The 17,651-nt window shown below is 33.0% G+C and carries 14 protein-coding genes; 8 read left to right on the plus strand and 6 right to left on the minus strand.

Features of this window, described 5'->3' with window-relative positions; all coding sequences use genetic code 11:
• Nucleotides 1-10: 10 nt before the first annotated feature.
• The 4 genes from H8K90_RS13495 to H8K90_RS13510 all read left to right on the plus strand — a co-directional run bounded on the left by H8K90_RS13495 (nt 11) and on the right by H8K90_RS13510 (nt 5,216).
• Nucleotides 11-895 carry a glycoside hydrolase family 17 protein gene (locus H8K90_RS13495; protein ID WP_186846522.1) on the plus strand — a complete coding sequence of 295 codons (885 nt, stop codon included), beginning with the start codon at nt 11-13 and terminating at the stop codon, nt 893-895.
• Between the two features lie 370 nt (nt 896-1,265).
• A complete protein-coding gene (locus H8K90_RS13500) occupies nt 1,266-3,002 on the plus strand; it encodes a T9SS type A sorting domain-containing protein (protein WP_186846523.1) in 1,737 nt (578 codons plus the stop codon).
• Between the two features lie 149 nt (nt 3,003-3,151).
• Nucleotides 3,152-4,138, plus strand: coding sequence for a T9SS type A sorting domain-containing protein (locus tag H8K90_RS13505; protein ID WP_186846524.1), 987 nt, complete (start codon nt 3,152-3,154; stop codon nt 4,136-4,138).
• Between the two features lie 73 nt (nt 4,139-4,211).
• Nucleotides 4,212-5,216 carry a LacI family DNA-binding transcriptional regulator gene (locus H8K90_RS13510; RefSeq protein ID WP_186846525.1) on the plus strand — a complete coding sequence of 335 codons (1,005 nt, stop codon included), beginning with the start codon at nt 4,212-4,214 and terminating at the stop codon, nt 5,214-5,216.
• Between the two features lie 74 nt (nt 5,217-5,290).
• Here H8K90_RS13510 and H8K90_RS13515 read toward each other — a convergent pair whose 3' ends face one another.
• Both H8K90_RS13515 and H8K90_RS13520 read right to left on the minus strand, forming a co-directional pair.
• Nucleotides 5,291-5,671, minus strand: a complete 381-nt coding sequence (locus tag H8K90_RS13515; RefSeq protein ID WP_186846526.1) for a hypothetical protein — start codon at nt 5,669-5,671, stop codon at nt 5,291-5,293.
• A gap of 94 nt (nt 5,672-5,765) precedes the next feature.
• Nucleotides 5,766-7,001 (minus strand): 3-deoxy-D-manno-octulosonic acid transferase, encoded by a 1,236-nt coding sequence (locus H8K90_RS13520; protein ID WP_186846527.1) that lies wholly within the window; start codon nt 6,999-7,001, stop codon nt 5,766-5,768.
• 119 nt (nt 7,002-7,120) lie between these two features.
• Here H8K90_RS13520 and H8K90_RS13525 point away from each other — a divergent pair, with 119 nt between their 5' ends.
• The 4 genes from H8K90_RS13525 to H8K90_RS13540 all read left to right on the plus strand — a co-directional run bounded on the left by H8K90_RS13525 (nt 7,121) and on the right by H8K90_RS13540 (nt 10,972).
• Nucleotides 7,121-8,278, plus strand: coding sequence for a DegT/DnrJ/EryC1/StrS family aminotransferase (locus H8K90_RS13525; RefSeq protein ID WP_186846528.1), 1,158 nt, complete (start codon nt 7,121-7,123; stop codon nt 8,276-8,278).
• A 4-nt stretch (nt 8,279-8,282) separates the two neighbouring features.
• Nucleotides 8,283-9,302, plus strand: a complete 1,020-nt coding sequence (galE, locus tag H8K90_RS13530; RefSeq protein ID WP_186846529.1) for a UDP-glucose 4-epimerase GalE — start codon at nt 8,283-8,285, stop codon at nt 9,300-9,302.
• 11 nt (nt 9,303-9,313) lie between these two features.
• The gene (locus H8K90_RS13535; RefSeq protein WP_186846530.1) at nt 9,314-10,591 is read left to right on the plus strand and encodes a metal-dependent hydrolase family protein; all 1,278 of its coding nucleotides are present in this window, start codon (nt 9,314-9,316) and stop codon (nt 10,589-10,591) included.
• Nucleotides 10,592-10,780: 189 nt separating this feature from the next.
• Entirely contained in the window at nt 10,781-10,972 is a 192-nt protein-coding gene (locus H8K90_RS13540; RefSeq protein ID WP_186846531.1) for a hypothetical protein, read from the plus strand.
• Here the strand turns inward: H8K90_RS13540 and lspA are convergent.
• The 4 genes from lspA to H8K90_RS13560 all read right to left on the minus strand — a co-directional run bounded on the left by lspA (nt 10,969) and on the right by H8K90_RS13560 (nt 17,643).
• Complete coding sequence (gene lspA / locus H8K90_RS13545; protein WP_186846532.1) at nt 10,969-11,472, minus strand: signal peptidase II; 504 nt, start codon at nt 11,470-11,472, stop codon at nt 10,969-10,971. The two genes, H8K90_RS13540 and lspA, sit on opposite strands and share 4 nt — an antisense overlap.
• Nucleotides 11,473-11,483: 11 nt before the next feature.
• Entirely contained in the window at nt 11,484-12,377 is an 894-nt protein-coding gene (gene fabD, locus H8K90_RS13550) for an ACP S-malonyltransferase (RefSeq protein ID WP_186846533.1), read from the minus strand.
• Between the two features lie 43 nt (nt 12,378-12,420).
• Nucleotides 12,421-13,980: an NAD(P)/FAD-dependent oxidoreductase gene (locus H8K90_RS13555; RefSeq protein ID WP_186846534.1), complete on the minus strand. Its 1,560-nt coding sequence runs from the start codon at nt 13,978-13,980 to the stop codon at nt 12,421-12,423.
• 81 nt (nt 13,981-14,061) lie between these two features.
• Complete coding sequence (locus tag H8K90_RS13560; RefSeq protein WP_186846535.1) at nt 14,062-17,643, minus strand: M1 family aminopeptidase; 3,582 nt, start codon at nt 17,641-17,643, stop codon at nt 14,062-14,064.
• Between the last annotated feature and the right edge of the window lie 8 nt (nt 17,644-17,651).

A 17,651-nucleotide genomic window follows, 5' to 3' on the forward strand; every position in this document is an offset into this window, starting at 1 on the left:
ATAGAGATTAATGTCAGTAAGAGAAGAAAAATTTTTGGCATTAGCATCCATCGATTATGAAGGGATGACCATTGAGGCGTTAAGAACATTATTCAGAAAAGTATTAAAATCAGGTGTACATGGATTATGTTCCAGTCCTTATGAAGAAGGACAAGAACCTGGCGATTGTTTATCCGAATCACAGATTCGTCGCAGATTAGAAATAATTAAGCCATATACTAAATGGATTCGTTCTTTTTCATGTACTGAAGGCAATGAACTCATTCCTATAATTGCTAAAGAAATGGGTATAAAAACACTCGTTGGCGCCTGGTTAGGTGATAATCTTGAAGTTAACGAAAATGAAATCGAAGGACTCATTGAACTTGCCAACCAAGGTTACGTGGATGTTGCAGCAGTTGGTAATGAAGTTATGTATCGTGGAGATTTATCAGAAGAAGAACTAATAGAGCATATATACTGTGTAAAAAAGCACATTAAAAAGGTGCCTGTAGGCTATGTAGATGCTTACTACGAATTTGCAGATCGTCCTAATCTTACAGAGGCTTGTGATATTATTTTGGCGAATTGCTATCCATTTTGGGAGGGATGCGATCAAGATTACTCTTTACTTTACATGAAGGACATGTACAATAGAGCATTAAGAGCAGGTAATGGTAAGAAAGTTATTATAACCGAAACAGGTTGGCCAAGTGAAGGTTCTAGTTTACAAGGTGCATTTCCGTCAGAAGAGAATGCTATTAAATATTTTATAAATTCTCAAAAATGGTCTAAAGAAGAAGATATTGAGATGTTTTATTTTTCATCTTTTGATGAATCTTGGAAAGTTGATAAAGAAGGAGATGTAGGGGCTTATTGGGGAATTTGGGATAAAAATGAAAAATTAAAATATTAGCGATTGCAATTCAAAATTTAACTAATACCTTACTAAAATCACACATATTTGAGTTCTCACCTTTAGATTCACTACAACATTTCCACTTCATTTAAATTTTCACCAATACATCAACACTACATTTTCAGTGTTTTAAGTAATTAAGAGTTTTTGTTTCTGCTTTTCAAGCTGGTATTCTGCCCTAATTCATTGGGCTAAACAGATATAGGTAATTGATAAATTAGAAAATAGAGTTTTGTATGGTTTTGATATAGTTCTAATTATCAATTTGCTAATTTATTGACTCTATATTTACGAAGATTGCATTATTATAATAGTTTTTTTGATGTAATCATAAAATTCACAAGCAATATTAATTAAATCCTTGACTATGAAAAAAATTACTTTATTATTTATGTTATGTACTGGATATGTTGGGCTTTCCCAATCTTTGCCGTACTCATTTGATGAATCTTCTGATCCAAGTTACTTTTTTACCGGTTTTGATTGCGGATTTGCTTTAACCGTAGATCCTGATGATGCTGGTAATGCTGTTGGTTCAATTTCAGGTTCTGGAGCTAATTTCGATACCATTCAAACTATAGGGCTTTTAGCAGAAAATATTGATCTTTCAGATGACAGCAATAACACTATAACATTTAGATGGAGACCTGTTAATGGAACAGGAAGCGGAACACACTTATTAAAGTTCGAAGGTTCGGGACCTGCTGTTGAGCTGCCATTTACTTCTACTGGTGCAGGGTGGCAAAACATTTCAATTGATTTTGGAGCTGGTTTAGGAGTATATGATAACTTAATTATTTTTCCTGATTTTAATAATGGAGGTAATGATGTTTATTTAATAGATGATTTAGCAGGTGGAACAAATGTGGCGCCACCACCACCACCTTCAACAGAGTTTCCTATTGATTTTGAAATAGCTGATGATACTTTTATCTGCTATGATTGTGGCTTTAGTATTATAGTTGACGCAGGCAACCAAGTTGGGCAGGTAATAGGTGGAGGTTTACCTTTTGACACGGCGCAGTTAACTTTAGGAACGCTCTTAGATCTTTCAGATGATGCTAATAATACCATTACATTTAGAATTAAACCAGTTAATGGAACAGGAAGCGGTAGTCATTTGTTAAAATTTGAAGGTGGTTCTGGTCCAATTACAGAATTACCATTTACTACCACAGGGACTGATTGGCAAGACATCACATTAGATTTTGGACCTGGTTTGGGTACTTACGACCTTGTGGTCATATTCACTGATTTTAATAATACTAGCATAGATACATATTTAATTGATGATTTAGCAGGAGGAACAAACATTACACCAGCTATACCACCTACAACACCGGCTCCAACACCTAGTACACCAGATGCTAATGTATTTAATTTATACAGTGATTCACCAGGTTATACTAATAATATGCAATATGACTATACTTTTGGAGAATTAGGGGGAGCCGATCAAGATTTTGATTCAAGTCCTACAGTAACTAATTTAGCATTATGGTTTGACTTTGCTCCAGGTTGGGGTGCTGGTCAAAATAACCCAACTGATGTCTCGGGCTTTGATGATTTTATATCATTTCAATATTATACGACTGACGCTACACAATTTTATTTAGATATTATCAGTCAAGGAGCACCAAATCAAGAAGCATTTTATACTATTGGAGTTGACGAACCAATTGTTTTAGGAGAATGGAAACAAGTGGTTATTCCACGTTCATTTTTTGCAACTAATTATCCAAACTTTGATCCTGTAAATTGGTTTCAATACAAATTCGATGTACCATCAGATTTATTCTCTGGGACTGTATATATAGATAATTTGTATTTTTCTAATGTTGCACCTACATTAAGCGATGATAATTTCGAATTGTCAGAATATAGCATATATCCAAATCCAACAAATAATGTATGGAATTTAAAAACTAAAAACCATAATATTGTTTCTGTTCAAGTATTCAATATTTTAGGAAAACAAGTTTTAACCATAAAGCCGAATGCAATAGAGGTTGAAATTGATGCTTCGGGATTAAATGATGGTATTTATCTAGCTAAAGTCTCAACCATTAACGGTGATCAAACTATTAAGCTAGTTAAAAACTAGATTATCATATTTCATTTGCAATTAAAGAGCGTATGTCAGTATATGCTCTTTTTTGTATTTATAGTTGTATGGGTTTTGTATAGGTGATTTCTTTTTTAAAATAGAGATCATTCAATATCTTTAACAGAATTAACTAAATAAATAATAATATGAAAAAAACTACTTTTTTAATCTCTATGCTAATAATTAGTATGGTTTCTTTTGCACAAAGCAATGTTACTTTTAGTGTAGATATGGCTGGTCAAACATTTACACAAGCCTATGTTAGTGGAAGTTTTAATTCTTGGAGCGGAGATGCAAATCCATTAACAAATACCATTGGTACAATATGGGAAGCTACCTTACCAGTAATGGATGGTGAACATGAGTATAAGTTTACTTTCGATAATTGGGCAGGACAAGATACCTTTACCCAAGGAGATGTTTGTACCATTACTAATTATGGAAACACAAATAGAAGATTAGTTGTTGCAGGTTCTGATATAGTATTGCCAACAACTATGTTTGGTGCGTGTGCCGAAACTAATGATGGTAATGATGGTCCTTTTACAGTAACATTATCCATAGATATGAGTGGATACGGAGGAACTTTAGGAACTGTTTATGTTAATGGTGAAAATCATAATTCACAAGGTTTTGGAGCTTGGTGCGGTGCTTGTGGAAACGAACTGACAGATATGGGTAGTGGTATTTGGGAGACAACTTTATCATTAGAAGAATACTCTTACCAATTTAAATTTACGGTTAATGGATGGGATGATCAAGAAGCATTCAATCCTGGTGATGTGCAAACTGCTACTGATGGAACCTTTACAAATAGATATATTAAAGTAGATGGCAATAAAACTGTAAATTTTGTTTGGAATGCTCCACAACAAGCTTTAAGTACTCCAGAAGCTCTTAAGACAGATAATTTTAAAGTATTTCCTAATCCAACTTTAGATAGTTGGAATATTAGCTCAAATCAAAACGTAACAAATATTGAAGTTTTTGATATTTTAGGAAAACAAGTACTTAAAATTCAGCCTAACGATTCTAATGTTTTCATAGATGCTTCAGAATTAAAAAGCGGAATATATTTAACAAAAATCACATCAGAAAAAGGAGTTAAAACAGTAAAACTGATTAAAAACTAATTTGATGTTTGTTTTATAATAAAAATAAAGAGCGTATATTCTACGCTCTTTTTTATTGAAAGATTAAAAAAACATGACAACACTTAAAGAATTAGCTGCACTATTAAATATTTCTGTTTCAACGGTTTCTAAAGCATTGAATGATAGCCACGAAATTAGTGAGAACACAAGAGTTAGAGTTAAGGAATTAGCAACAAAGCTAAATTATAAACCCAATAGGATAGCGCAACAGCTTAAGACCAATAAAACTAAAACAATAGGTGTTATACTGCCAACTGTTACAAACCCTTTTTTTGCTGAAGTATTGCATGGTATTGAGATGGCTGCTGCTAACAACGATTATGATATTATCGTTTGTTTATCCAACGAAACTCTACATAAAGAAAAGCGAAGCTTAGAGCTATTATCTAACGGAAGTGTCGATGGATTTATAATGGCTGTAGCAAGGGAAGGCCAAGTAAAGATGCAAACAGAACATATACAAACTGTGATTGACCGTAAGATCCCTGTATTAATGTTCGATAGGGTTGTTAATGAAATTAATTGCGATAAGGTAATTGTCGATGATTTTCAATCTGTTTATGAAGCGACTGAATATTTAATTAAAAAAGAAAAAAGAAAGAACATTCTATTAGTAAGTAATATTGAGGAGCTAAGCGTTGGTAAGTTAAGAATAGAAGGTTATTCTAAAGCTTTAAAAGAGCATAATTTAAATCCTAATATTCTAAAACTCGATAACGCTATTGATCTTGATATTGAAACAAAAACATACAATTATTTAAAAAAGCATAAACATATTGATGCCGTAATATCCATAGACCATGTTACTGGGATAGTTGCTATTAATATGGCAAAAAAAATAGGTAAAAAAATACCTGAAGAATTGTCTGTTCTGGGATTTGGCTATGAGCACACACAACTATTATCTTCTCCTAAAATTTCTATAATCCATCAAAAGGCTCATAAGATAGGAGAAATGTCTATTGAGTTACTGATTGATAATATGAAAAACAACGAGCACAAATTGCAAACTATAGTTGTGCCTAGTGAGGTTAAATTGAGTGAATCTACAAAGTAGATGAAAGAAATAAATATTAAATAAAAAAAGCCTGATTTACATCAGGCTTTTTAGTTTTTATAAATAAAAGGTGATTAGTTGCCTTTTACTTTTTCAGCAGCTTTATCAACAGCATCGTTTCCAGCTTTTTTAGCTGCATCTACTGCATCTTTTCCAGCTTCCTTTGCATTGTCAACTGCATCATTAGCAGCATCTTTAACATCATTTGCCATGTCTTCTGCTCCTTCTTTTACGCTATCTACAGCATCACCTGCAGCTTCAGCAGCATCATCTACAGCATCTTCTACTGCGTCAGCAGCATCTTCAGCGGCATCTTTTGCATCTTCAGCAGCTTCTTCAGCAGCATCTTTTGCGTTTTCTACTGCATCTTCAGCTTTGTCTGCTGTTTCTCTACATGAAGTAAATGATAATCCAAGTACTGCAACTAGTGCTAAACTTAATACAACTTTTTTCATTTTTATAGTTTTAGTGTTAATTGTTAATGTACGAAAATACTAATTTCATTGAAATTTTAACATTATTTTTTGATTTTTTCAACGTACATCTGTGCTATATACGTATATAATTAAGTATTTGGATGACGGCACCTCTGTTTTTTTCGATAAAACTACTATTAATTGAGCCGAGTTTAGTTCTATCAGATTTTACTTCGAGTAGTTGAGATAAAATAGACTCTAATTGTGTAGAATTAGAAACTGACTTTACACCACCAAGTTCAACAAGTGTTTTGGCTTCAGGAAATTTCTCAAAGTTTTTACCAATCACTATCGGAACTCCAAAAATAGCAGGTTCTAAGATATTGTGTAATCCAGTTGAGCCTGCCGCACCACCAACATAAGCAATATCGGCATAGCTGTATATCTTACTTAAATATCCAATAGTATCTAAAATAAATACCTCGTAATTGGCTAAGTTTTGATTTTCCATTTCAGAAAAGCTGATAGTTTTTAAATCTATTTGAGACTTTAAAGAAGACGTATAACGCGCTTTTATATTATGCGGAGCAATGATAAATTTTATGTTTTTATTTGAGTATTTATTTATAAAATTTAGATACAATTTATCATCTTCGGGCCATGTGCTACCAAACACAATACATAGTTTTTTATTAATAAACGTTTCAATAAATGATACTGTGTTGTCAACTTTTAATTGATTTGAAACTCTATCGAAACGTGTATCTCCTGAAACAGAAACATTAATGTAGTTGATTTGCTTAAGTAATATTTTAGAATTTTCATCCTGAGTAAAAATATGATTAAAAGCTAATAATGAAGATTTCATAAATCCACCATACCATTTAAAAAAGGCTTGATCTTTTCTAAAAACAGCAGAAATCAGTATAGCTTTTAAATTGCGCTTTTTTATTTCATTTAAAAAATTTGGCCAAATCTCATACTTAACAAATATGGTATAAACCGGATTTACAATATCTAAAAAGCGTTTAGCATTTGCTTTAGTGTCTAATGGAAGGTAAACAACAACATCAGCAATTTTTGTGTTTTTTCTAACCTCAAAGCCCGAAGGTGAAAAAAAAGATAAAACAACTTTATAATTGGGATATCTCTCTTTTAAGGCTTCAAAAACAGGTAAGCCTTGCTCATATTCACCTAACGATGCACAGTGAAACCACATGGTTTTATCTTCGTGTTTAAGGGAATTTTTAAGTGTTTGAAATGTTTCCGCTCTACCGTCTGTACCTAGTTTTATCTTGGTATTAAATAAAGAAGCCAGTTTTAAAATAAAACTTGTAATATAAATTCCTATGGAATAAAGTATTCTCAAAGACAAAGATTTGTGCTAAAATACATTTCTTTCAATTATTGTCATAGCGATTACAATTTTGTATTTTCGCTTAGAGCATTTTGCTTTTTTATTTATACACTAAATAGTAGTCTTCAAGAATGAAAAAAATCCAAATGGTAGACCTTCAAGGTCAATATGCGAAAATTAAAGCTATTGTAGATCCTTCAATTGAGGAAGTGATGAATAGTGCGGCTTTTATTAATGGTCCAAAGGTACATCGATTTCAAAAAAATCTTGAAGATTATTTAGACGTAAAGCATGTAATTCCCTGTGCTAACGGAACAGACGCATTGCAAATTGCAATGATGGGTTTGGGTTTAAAGCCAGGCGATGAAGTTATAACTGCAGATTTCACCTTCGCTGCAACCGTGGAGGTCATTGCTTTATTGCAACTAACTCCAGTTTTAGTAGATGTAGATCCTGTGACTTTTAATATAGATGTTAATGCTATTAAAAAAGCAATTACACCAAAAACTAAGGCCATAGTGCCTGTCCATTTATTTGGTTTACCAGCAGAAATGGATGAGATAATGGCTTTGGCAAAGGCACATAATTTATATGTTATCGAAGACAATGCACAAGCAATTGGTGCTAATTATACACATAAAGATGGTAGAAAAACAAAAGCTGGTGTAATTGGTGATGTAGCTTCAACATCTTTTTTTCCTTCTAAAAATTTAGGTTGTTATGGAGATGGTGGAGCCATTTTTACCAATAACGACGATTTAGCGCATACCATAAGAGGAATTGTTAATCATGGTATGTATAAACGATATCACCATGATGTTGTTGGTGTTAATTCGCGATTAGATTCTATACAAGCTGCAGTTTTAGATGCTAAATTACCACATCTAGACGATTATAATAAGGCAAGAAGAAGTGCTGCAAAAAAATATAATGAAGCATTTAAGGACCATCCCAATATTACGGTGCCAAGTGGACTAGATGTATGCAATGGTATTTGCGACACATGTGATTGCCATGTGTTCCATCAATATACCTTAAATTTAAAGAATGTTGATAGAGATGCTCTAGTGGCACATTTGCAAGAAAAACAAATTCCTTGTGGTGTGTATTATCCAATACCTTTGCATAAACAGAAAGCCTATACTGACGATCGCTATAACGAAGCTGATTTTACAGTAACTAATCAATTGGTAAAGTCTGTAATTTCTCTACCAATGCACACAGAATTAGACAATGAGCAAATTGATTTTATTACTAGTACAGTATTAAATTTTATAAACGCAAATTAATTATATGAAAATATTAGTAACTGGTGGTTTAGGGTTTATTGGTTCACATACAGTTGTAGAGTTGCAAAATGAAGGTTATGAAGTTGTAATTATAGATGATTTATCTAACTCTTCATTAGAAGTATTAGATGGTATAACTGCAATAACAAGCCGTAAACCTATTTTTGAAAAACTAGACATAAGAGTAAAGTCCGACCTTCAAGATTTTTTTAAGCGTCATAACGATATTGTCGGAGTTATTCATTTTGCAGCCAGTAAAGCTGTTGGAGAAAGTGTAAAAGAGCCATTAAAATATTATGAAAATAATATTACAACTCTAGTTTATATGCTTCAAGAATTGTCTGGCTTAGATCAGAAGAATTTTATCTTTAGTTCATCATGTACGGTTTATGGTCAAGCAGACGAACTGCCAATAACGGAGAATGCTCCTGTAAAACCAGCTGAGTCACCTTATGGAAATACAAAGCAAATAGGCGAAGAAATTATTAGAGATACATGTAAGGCTGTAGAGGGCATGAAGGCAATTGCCTTGCGTTATTTTAATCCGATTGGTGCTCATCCTTCGGTTGAAATAGGCGAACTTCCAATTGGTGTGCCTCAAAACTTAGTGCCATTTATTACACAAACGGCTATAGGCCTTCGAGAACAGCTTTCGGTTTTTGGGGGTGATTATAAAACATCAGATGGTACCTGTGTTAGGGATTATATACATGTAGTCGACTTGGCTAAAGCTCACGTAGTTGCTTTACAAAGATTGTTAGAAGAAAAAAATAGTTCGAATTTTGAATTTTTCAATTTAGGTACTGGCAAAGGAAGTACAGTTTTAGAAGTGATACAATCGTTTGAGCGTACTTCTGGAAAATCTCTTAATTACAAAATAGTAGACCGACGAGAAGGTGATATTACAGCTGCTTATGCAAATACATCAAAAGCTTCGGAAGTTTTAGGCTGGAAAACAGAGTTAACTATAGATGACGCTATGGATTCAGCTTGGAAATGGGAACAAAAAGTTAGAAATAAATAAAAGAATTAACTATGAAATCTTTACTCAGAATTTTAGTATTACTCTTTACCGTTACACTTACAGCACAAAGTACGTATTTGCACTGTGGAAAATTAATAGATACTAAATCTGGGAAAGTATTGACAGAAAAAACTATAGTGGTTTCTGATGGTAAAATAGTATCTGTTGAAAATGGATATACTAAATCCAAAAATTCGAAGGACCAAATAATAGATTTAAAGTCTAAAACGGTTATGCCTGGTTTAATAGATATGCATGTGCATATTGAAAGTGAAACGAATCCAAAATCGTATTTAGAGGAATACACGCTTAATGATGCTGATGTTGCCTTTAATTCTATAAAATATGCCGAGATTACTTTAATGAGTGGTTTTACTACTGTTAGAGATTTAGGTGGTTCTGGTGTTAATGTATCATTAAGAAATGCTATTAATGCCAATAAGGTAAAAGGACCGAGAATTTTTACTGCTGAAAAAGCTTTGGCTACTACAGGTGGTCATGCAGATCCGACAAATGGATCGAAAAAAAGTATAATGGGAAATCCTGGCCCAAAAGAGGGTGTAGTTAATGGAGTTGAAGATGCTAAAAAAGCTGTTAGACAACGTTATAAAAATGGGGCAGATTTAATTAAGATTACAGCTACTGGTGGAGTATTGAGTGTTGCTAAAAGTGGTCAGAATCCGCAATTTACAGTAGAAGAAATTAAAGCCATTTGCGAAACAGCTAAAGATTATGGTTTTCATGTTGCAGCGCATGCACATGGTGACGAAGGTATGCAACGTGCTATTTTAGGTGGTGTAAAAACTATTGAACATGGTACATTAATGAGTTCTGAAACTATGGAGCTTATGAAAAAACACGATGTGTATTTAGTACCAACAATTAGCGCAGGAAAATTTGTGACAGATAAAGCTAAAATTCCTAATTATTATCCAGCTGTAATTGTGCCTAAAGCTTTAGATATTGGACCAAAAATTCAGGATATGTTTGGTAGAGCATATAAAGCAGGTGTAGGTATTGCTTTTGGAACCGATGCTGCTGTTTTTTATCATGGAGATAATGGTAAAGAATTTGGCTATATGGTTGAGGCTGGTATGCCAGCAATGGAAGCTATACAAAGTGCAACGGTTACCAATGCCATGATTTTAAAAATGGACAACCAATTAGGGCAAATTAAAGAAGGTTTTATTGCAGATATTATAGCAGTTGATGATGATCCTACTAAAAATATTTCTACTATGGAAAACGTCACTTTTGTGATGAAGAATGGTGTTATTTATAAAAAATAATTCATTTCTGTTAATATTTCAATTGTCAGACTAATAACCTTAGGTACAATTCGCTAAGAATCTGTTAACTATTCTAGTGTCTGATTTTCAATATGATAATGTTAAAAATGCTTAACTAGGTTTTAACACTTATTCCTTGGGATTGCGTATAAGTCTTTGTTGTTTTGTAGCTAATGATAATTGAATAACATGAAACTGATAAGCATTAAAAGAGAGACCAAACTTGAAGGTCGATTCACAAAAAAAATGGGCGTTTTATTAACTAACGTCACTTACATTAAAAAGCAATTCTTGAGTATTCCTTATAAGACAATTCACAAGTATCGTGAAACTTACTATGGAGAAATTAAAGACTGTGAAGACTGCCAATTGGCTCGTTAAGCTTCCTGAGAAACTTCTTTACTCTTCTTTTTAGCAAAGACACCACTAAATAATAATATTAGCATTCCTGTAGTTACTGAAAGATCAGCTACATTAAAAATACCTGTTTTAAAAACACCGCCTAAATCTATAAAGAAGAAGTCTGTTACTTGCTTAAAAACTATTCTATCAAATACATTGGCAATACCTCCACCAATAATGCAGCAGAATGCTATTAAACTTAATCGGTCTAATTCTTTTGTTTTAAAGATGTAATAAATCACATAGCCTAAAACTAAAGTTGGTAGTATAAGAAGAAAAATTAGTTTTAAAGTCGGGTTCATATCGCTTCCCATACCTAAAAAAGCTCCTTCATTTTCAACCCAAATTAACTGAAAATATTCTCCAATTACATCAACGGACTTTTTAAATGTTAATGTAGATCTTACAATAATTTTAGAAATTTGATCAATAGCAATATTGAAAACTATAAGAAGTACAATAAAAAGATTTCTATTCAAAGCAGAATTATTTAGGCGTTAGTTTCTAAAGTTGCTGAAGCCGTTTCTGCTTCTCTATGTATTTTCTTTACTAAGCCTTGTAGTACTTTTCCAGGACCAACTTCTGTAAAATGAGTAGCACCATCTGCAATCATTTGCTGTACAGATTGAGTCCATCGTACTGGAGCTGTTAATTGCGAAATTAAATTGGCTTTTATTTCGTTTTCATCAGTAATAGCCGAAGCTGTTACATTTTGGTATATAGGACAAGTTGGTTTACTAAATGTTGTGTTTTCAATAGCTGCAGCTAATTCTTCTCTTGCTGGCTCCATCATTGGCGAGTGGAAAGCACCACCAACTGGTAATACTAAAGCACGTCTTGCACCTTCTTCTTTCATAGCTTCGCAAGCTTTATTTATAGCTTCAACTTCTCCAGAAATTACTAATTGACCAGGACAATTATAGTTTGCCGCAACTACAACACCATCAGTTGTAGCACATATTTTTTCAACGACGTCGTCATCTAATCCTAAAACGGCAGCCATTGTGCTAGGTTGTATTTCGCATGCTTTTTGCATGGCTTGGGCACGTTGAGATACTAGTTTTAAACCATCTTCAAAGGTTAAAGCACCAGCAGCAACTAAAGCAGAAAATTCTCCAAGAGAATGACCAGCCACCATATCTGGTTTAAAGCTATCTCCTAAAGTTTTAGCTAATATTACTGAGTGTAAAAAAATAGCAGGTTGTGTAACTTTAGTTTCTTTTAAGTCTTCAGCAGAACCTTCAAACATTATATCTGTAATAGAAAACCCTAGAATATCATTAGCTTTTTCAAATAGCTCTTGTGCTAAAGGTGAATTTTCATAAAGATCTAATCCCATTCCTGAGAATTGTGCTCCTTGACCTGGAAATATATATGCGTTCATTTGTGTTTCAATTTAAGTTGCAAAAATAGGAATAATATTAAACTTATATGGATGAAGTTGCAGCTTCTGCACAACGCTCACCATCCATAGCCGCAGAAACAATACCACCAGCATATCCACCACCTTCACCACAAGGATATAAATTGGTGATTTCGGGATGTTCTAAAGTATCAGTTCGTGGAATATTTACAGGAGATGAGGTACGAGACTCTACGCCAATAATATTGGCCTCTTCCGTATAATAACCATTCATTTTATCACCAAAAGCTTTAAAGCCTTTGCGTAAAGAACCACCAATTATTTTTGGTAATAATGAATGTAATGGTGCAGATTTTAAACCTGGCTGATAAGAAGTTTCGTTTAAACTCAAAGATAATTTCCCCTCTACAAAATCCGTGAGTCGTTGTGCTGGCGCAGACTGAGTTCTTCCTCCAGATGTAAAAGCCAAACGTTCTAAATTCTTCTGATATTCTAAAGCTTTTAAAGCACCAAATTGTTCGTATTTATATAAATCCTTATCTACATTAATTTCAGTGACAATGCCAGAATTAGCAAATTTATTATTTCGTTTAGAAGGTGACATACCATTGACAACGACTTCTCCATTAGCTGTGGCAGCAGGTACAATAAATCCACCAGGACACATGCAAAATGAATAAACTCCTCTGTTATTAACTTGTTCTACCAAACTATAAGCGGCAGGTGGCAATAACTCGTTTCGCGGTTCTCCGGAACAATGATATTGAATACCATCAATAATTTCTTGAGGATGTTCAACACGAACTCCCATGGCAAATGATTTTGCTTTTAAAGCAATGTTTTTGTCATTCAATAAATAGAAAATATCTCTAGCCGAATGACCTGTTGCTAAAATTACTTTTTCAACGTTGAGTTCATTACCATTTTGAAGTTGAATAGCAACTATTTTATTACTCTTAATTGTAAAGTCTGTAACTCTCGTTTCAAAATGTACTTCTCCACCATATTTTAAAATAGTTTCTCTAATGTTCTGAACTACTTTTGGCAACTTATTGGTGCCAATGTGTGGATGTGCATCTACTAAAATTTGGTCAGTAGCTCCATGAAAAACTAAGTTTTCGAATATGCGGCGAACATCACCACGTTTTAAGCTTCTTGTATAGAGTTTACCATCACTATAGGTTCCAGCACCACCTTCACCAAAACAATAGTTAGAATCTTCGTTTACAAAATGGTCTTGATTAATAGCTTTTAAATCGCGACGACGGTTTTGAACGTTTTTTCCGCGTTCTAAAACAACAGGTTTATAACCAAGCTCAATACAACGTAAAGCAGCATACATGCCTGCTGGTCCAAAACCTATGATATGTATAGGTTTTGCATTTGATACATCTTTATAATCAAAATGATAGTCTGAAGTTTCAGGAACCGGTTCGTTGATATAAACTTCAACTTTGTAATTAAACATTATGTTACGCTTACGAGCATCTATTGATTTTCTTAGAATTTTAATTCCGGAAATGTCTGAAGGTTGCATGCCCAAATCGTAAGCAGCTTTATTAAGCAGGCCGTTTGGTTGTCCTTCTTGATGAAGATTAATTCGTAATTGTAAGGCTTTTATCATATTGCGAAATTAATAATTAATAGAACAAAAATGCTCTAGCTATATCTTTAACTAGAGCACTTTAAAAAAAATTAATCAGTCTTATTCTTTTAAGCTAATACTTTTAATGTTATCCTTATAAACGCGATCTATTAATATATGTCTAGGATCTATAGCTGCTTTTACAGGTAGAGAATCTAACTCAACAGTATATATTGTTTCTTCTTTATTAAACTTTATGCGTTTTTGTTGATATAAATTTTCTTCTGCATTGTCCATGAAGAATCCAACATCTATCCAGTCATTAATGGTAGTTCTGGTTTCGTTACCTAAACTATCAGATTTAATTTTTGCACTTTCAATTTCTAAAGTGACTTCATATTTTCCATTATCTAATTTTTTGTAATTAGCTTCTTTTAAACGGTTATCATAAAGTGTTATTTCCTTAAACCAATCATTTACTAAATACTTTAATGAATCCGGAACTTGAGGTTCTAAATGCCTTAAAAAATCTAATGATGTTGGGTAAGGTGGTTTTTTGTAGCGATATTCTTCTAAGAAATTTTTCATCGCTAAGTTAACCTTGTCTTCGCCAATATAATCTTGAAGGGCATATAAAATTAAACTCCCTTTACCGTAATGAATATAGCCTTGGTTTTCTACCTTGTATAATGGTAATTCCTTTTCGCGTTCACCACTTCGACCTCTTAGATAACGATCATGATCGTACTTTAAAAACTCTCTCATTTTCATTGGGTTTTCAGTAATGTTTTTAATAGTCATTAAAGAGGAATATTCAGAGAAACTTTCACTCATCATAGTACTACCTTGCATGTTTACACCAATAACTTGATGCGCCCACCATTGGTGACCCATTTCGTGTGCAATAACAGCATCAACAACGTTATTTCCAGTTTCATCTTCAAGATTTATAACAAATCCAATAGATTCAGAATAAGGCATACTTCCTGGAAATGCTTGTGCAAATGATGCATATCTTGGAAACTCTATAATTCTACATTGTTTATGAAAATAAGGACCAAAATTTTCTGTATAGTAAGCTAAAGAACGTTCAACAGCGTCTAACATCATATCTACATTTTCTGGATGCTTTTCATCATAATAAACTTCAATATCAATACCATTCCATCTTCGTTTTTTAATTTCGTAATCGGCAGACATAAAAGAGTAAAAATTTAATGAAGGAGTATCAGTCTTATAATGATAGTAATTTCGACCATTCTCTTCCCATTTTTTAATCAAAGAACCAGGTGCAATTGCGGTTTGTCCTTTTATTGTGGACACAATACTTTCCACATTAATATAATCGGACTGACCATTGTTTATATAATTACGGTTGTGCAGTTCACTGAGTTCACCTGTTAGTTTTGGGGTACGTTCTTTAGGTTCTAGACCATACTTTTTACGTGTATTTTTATCACTCAGTTCATAAGCCTCATTATATCCCATGGTTGGCAATATTTCGCCATTATTAAAAAAGGTTCCATTTTTTACAATCATGGTATTACCCGAACCATTTTGAAAACCTTTAGTAATATATTTATTATCTAGTTTCATAGTAATGGTCTCACCAGGTTTTAAAGCAGGACTCAATTTATAAATGGTATACAAATAGGTTGTGTCTTTAAAAACAGGTTTGGCGTTTGGAATATTAAGCTTTGTATCCCAACCTTCACCATTAAAAAAGTGTAGTGAATCAATTGCTTGATTAGATTCGTTGGTTAATTCAATGTCTGCCTTAACATAAATATCTCTCTTATTTGGAAAAATATCTATATAGTATTTAGCATCGGTGACTTTAGGATGCACAGCATCTCTATATTTGCTGTATTTCTTTTCAAAATCGGCCATCAATTGCTCGGTCGTATCATTAGATCGATAAGGGTTTAATACTTGTGTATTGTAATAGACAAAACCAGCAACTGCAAGCCATATAACTCCAACGATAGCGATAATTCCTCTATAACTTTTAGGGACTTCTTTTTTAGCTGTTTTAATGCGGTTTATTAACGAACTTTTAGAGCCACGATTCCACAATGCACCAGCAACAAGTAATCCTAAAATTGCAAGTAAACTCCAATATAAATTAAACCATAATGCTCCTTTTACTCCTGGTCCAAAACCATTCATGTCTGAGTAGAATACCGAAGGTGCACCACCAATATCTAACATGTTAGAATTTAAATCTAAAATGCTTAGTACAATTTCCCAAACAAGGAGTATAAGAATAGAAATAAAATATCCAATGTATTTATTACTCGACAGAACTTGAACAAGAATTGTTACACCTCCAAAGGCTATAAATAGTGGTAGATTATCGTAGAAAAAATCTAGCAGATAAACGTCGATTTCTATACGCGTAAAACCATGTAGTAATTGATAAATAACACCAATACCTAAAAAGAATATATTTAAAATAGAAGCAATACACACTAGAGACAGTGCTTTTGCCGACATAGAAATAAAGGAAGTGTGTGCTGTAGCATCAATTACTTCATTAATTTTATAATCTCTATCGCGCCAAATTAGCTCTCCACTAAAGAACACCACAATAATGATGATAAAGATGTCTGTGTTATCCTTTATGGAATCTATAAGTTTATACGTTAGCGGATAGGATTTGAGACCAAAATATTCAAAACCACCACTTAAATCTGCCACTAATATAATAATGCAAAAAAGGAATAATATTTTAAAAGTGACACTCTTTATAATACTCAAAAAGTTAGTGTAAAAGAAACTTTTAAACTGAACCCAATTTGTAGCTTTTGAAAAAGAAGGGTTTAATTCTGGAAGTGTAAATACAGTACTTTTGTTTGAAGTTTTAACCTTCTCTTTCTTTATTTTTTTATTTTTCTTTTTGAAAGAGAAACTAAAGTAAGAAAGCATTAAAATTATAATTCCTACACCTGTCCATATTAATCGATTCCAAAAAAGTACACCAGAAAATCCTGGACTAACGGTGTTTTTCTCAGCAGGTGTAAAATATTTAGTTTCAATAGCGTAAGTGTTAATTCCGAAAATGTCTGATAATGCAGCAATGGTTTCGTTATCAACATCAGACATTAATGAGCCTGAAACTATATAAGCAACTATAATCACCAAACCACCAACAAAAGAAATAACAGTACTCTTCCATTTGTTTGCCATAGCGTAAATAACAGCTCCAGCTAAAAACATATTTGGAAGAATAAATAATAGGTAATTATTAATAAATGTCTCTAAATAAAAATCTCCAAACCGAGAGGTGTCCATCCATCCGAAAATGGAATTCATATAGGTTCCTAAAAGCATACCTATAAATACACCCAAAAGAGGTAAGGTAGAAACTAACAAAGCTCCAAAAAAGCGACCAAAAAAGTAGCCAGGTTTGCTTAGTGGAGTTGTAAATAAGATTTCGTTAAATTCATTGTTATGATCTCTTAAAGCTGCATTATTAAAAAATGCTGCAGCCATCAATAAACTGAAAATACAAAAGATTGTAACATGCAGTGTTAAAGTATATGGTGAGTTACGGTATACATTACCAATAGCTCCACCAACTTGCACGTTGTCGCTCACTGTAGCAAAGAATTCCATCAATGCCAATATGAATATAAAAATATACACCATAGGTTGCTTAAGCGTATATTTTAATTCTGATATAAAGAATGTTTTAAACATGATTTAAA

Source organism: Winogradskyella echinorum (assembly GCF_014297365.1).
GTDB classification, from domain to species: Bacteria; Bacteroidota; Bacteroidia; order Flavobacteriales; family Flavobacteriaceae; genus Winogradskyella; species Winogradskyella echinorum.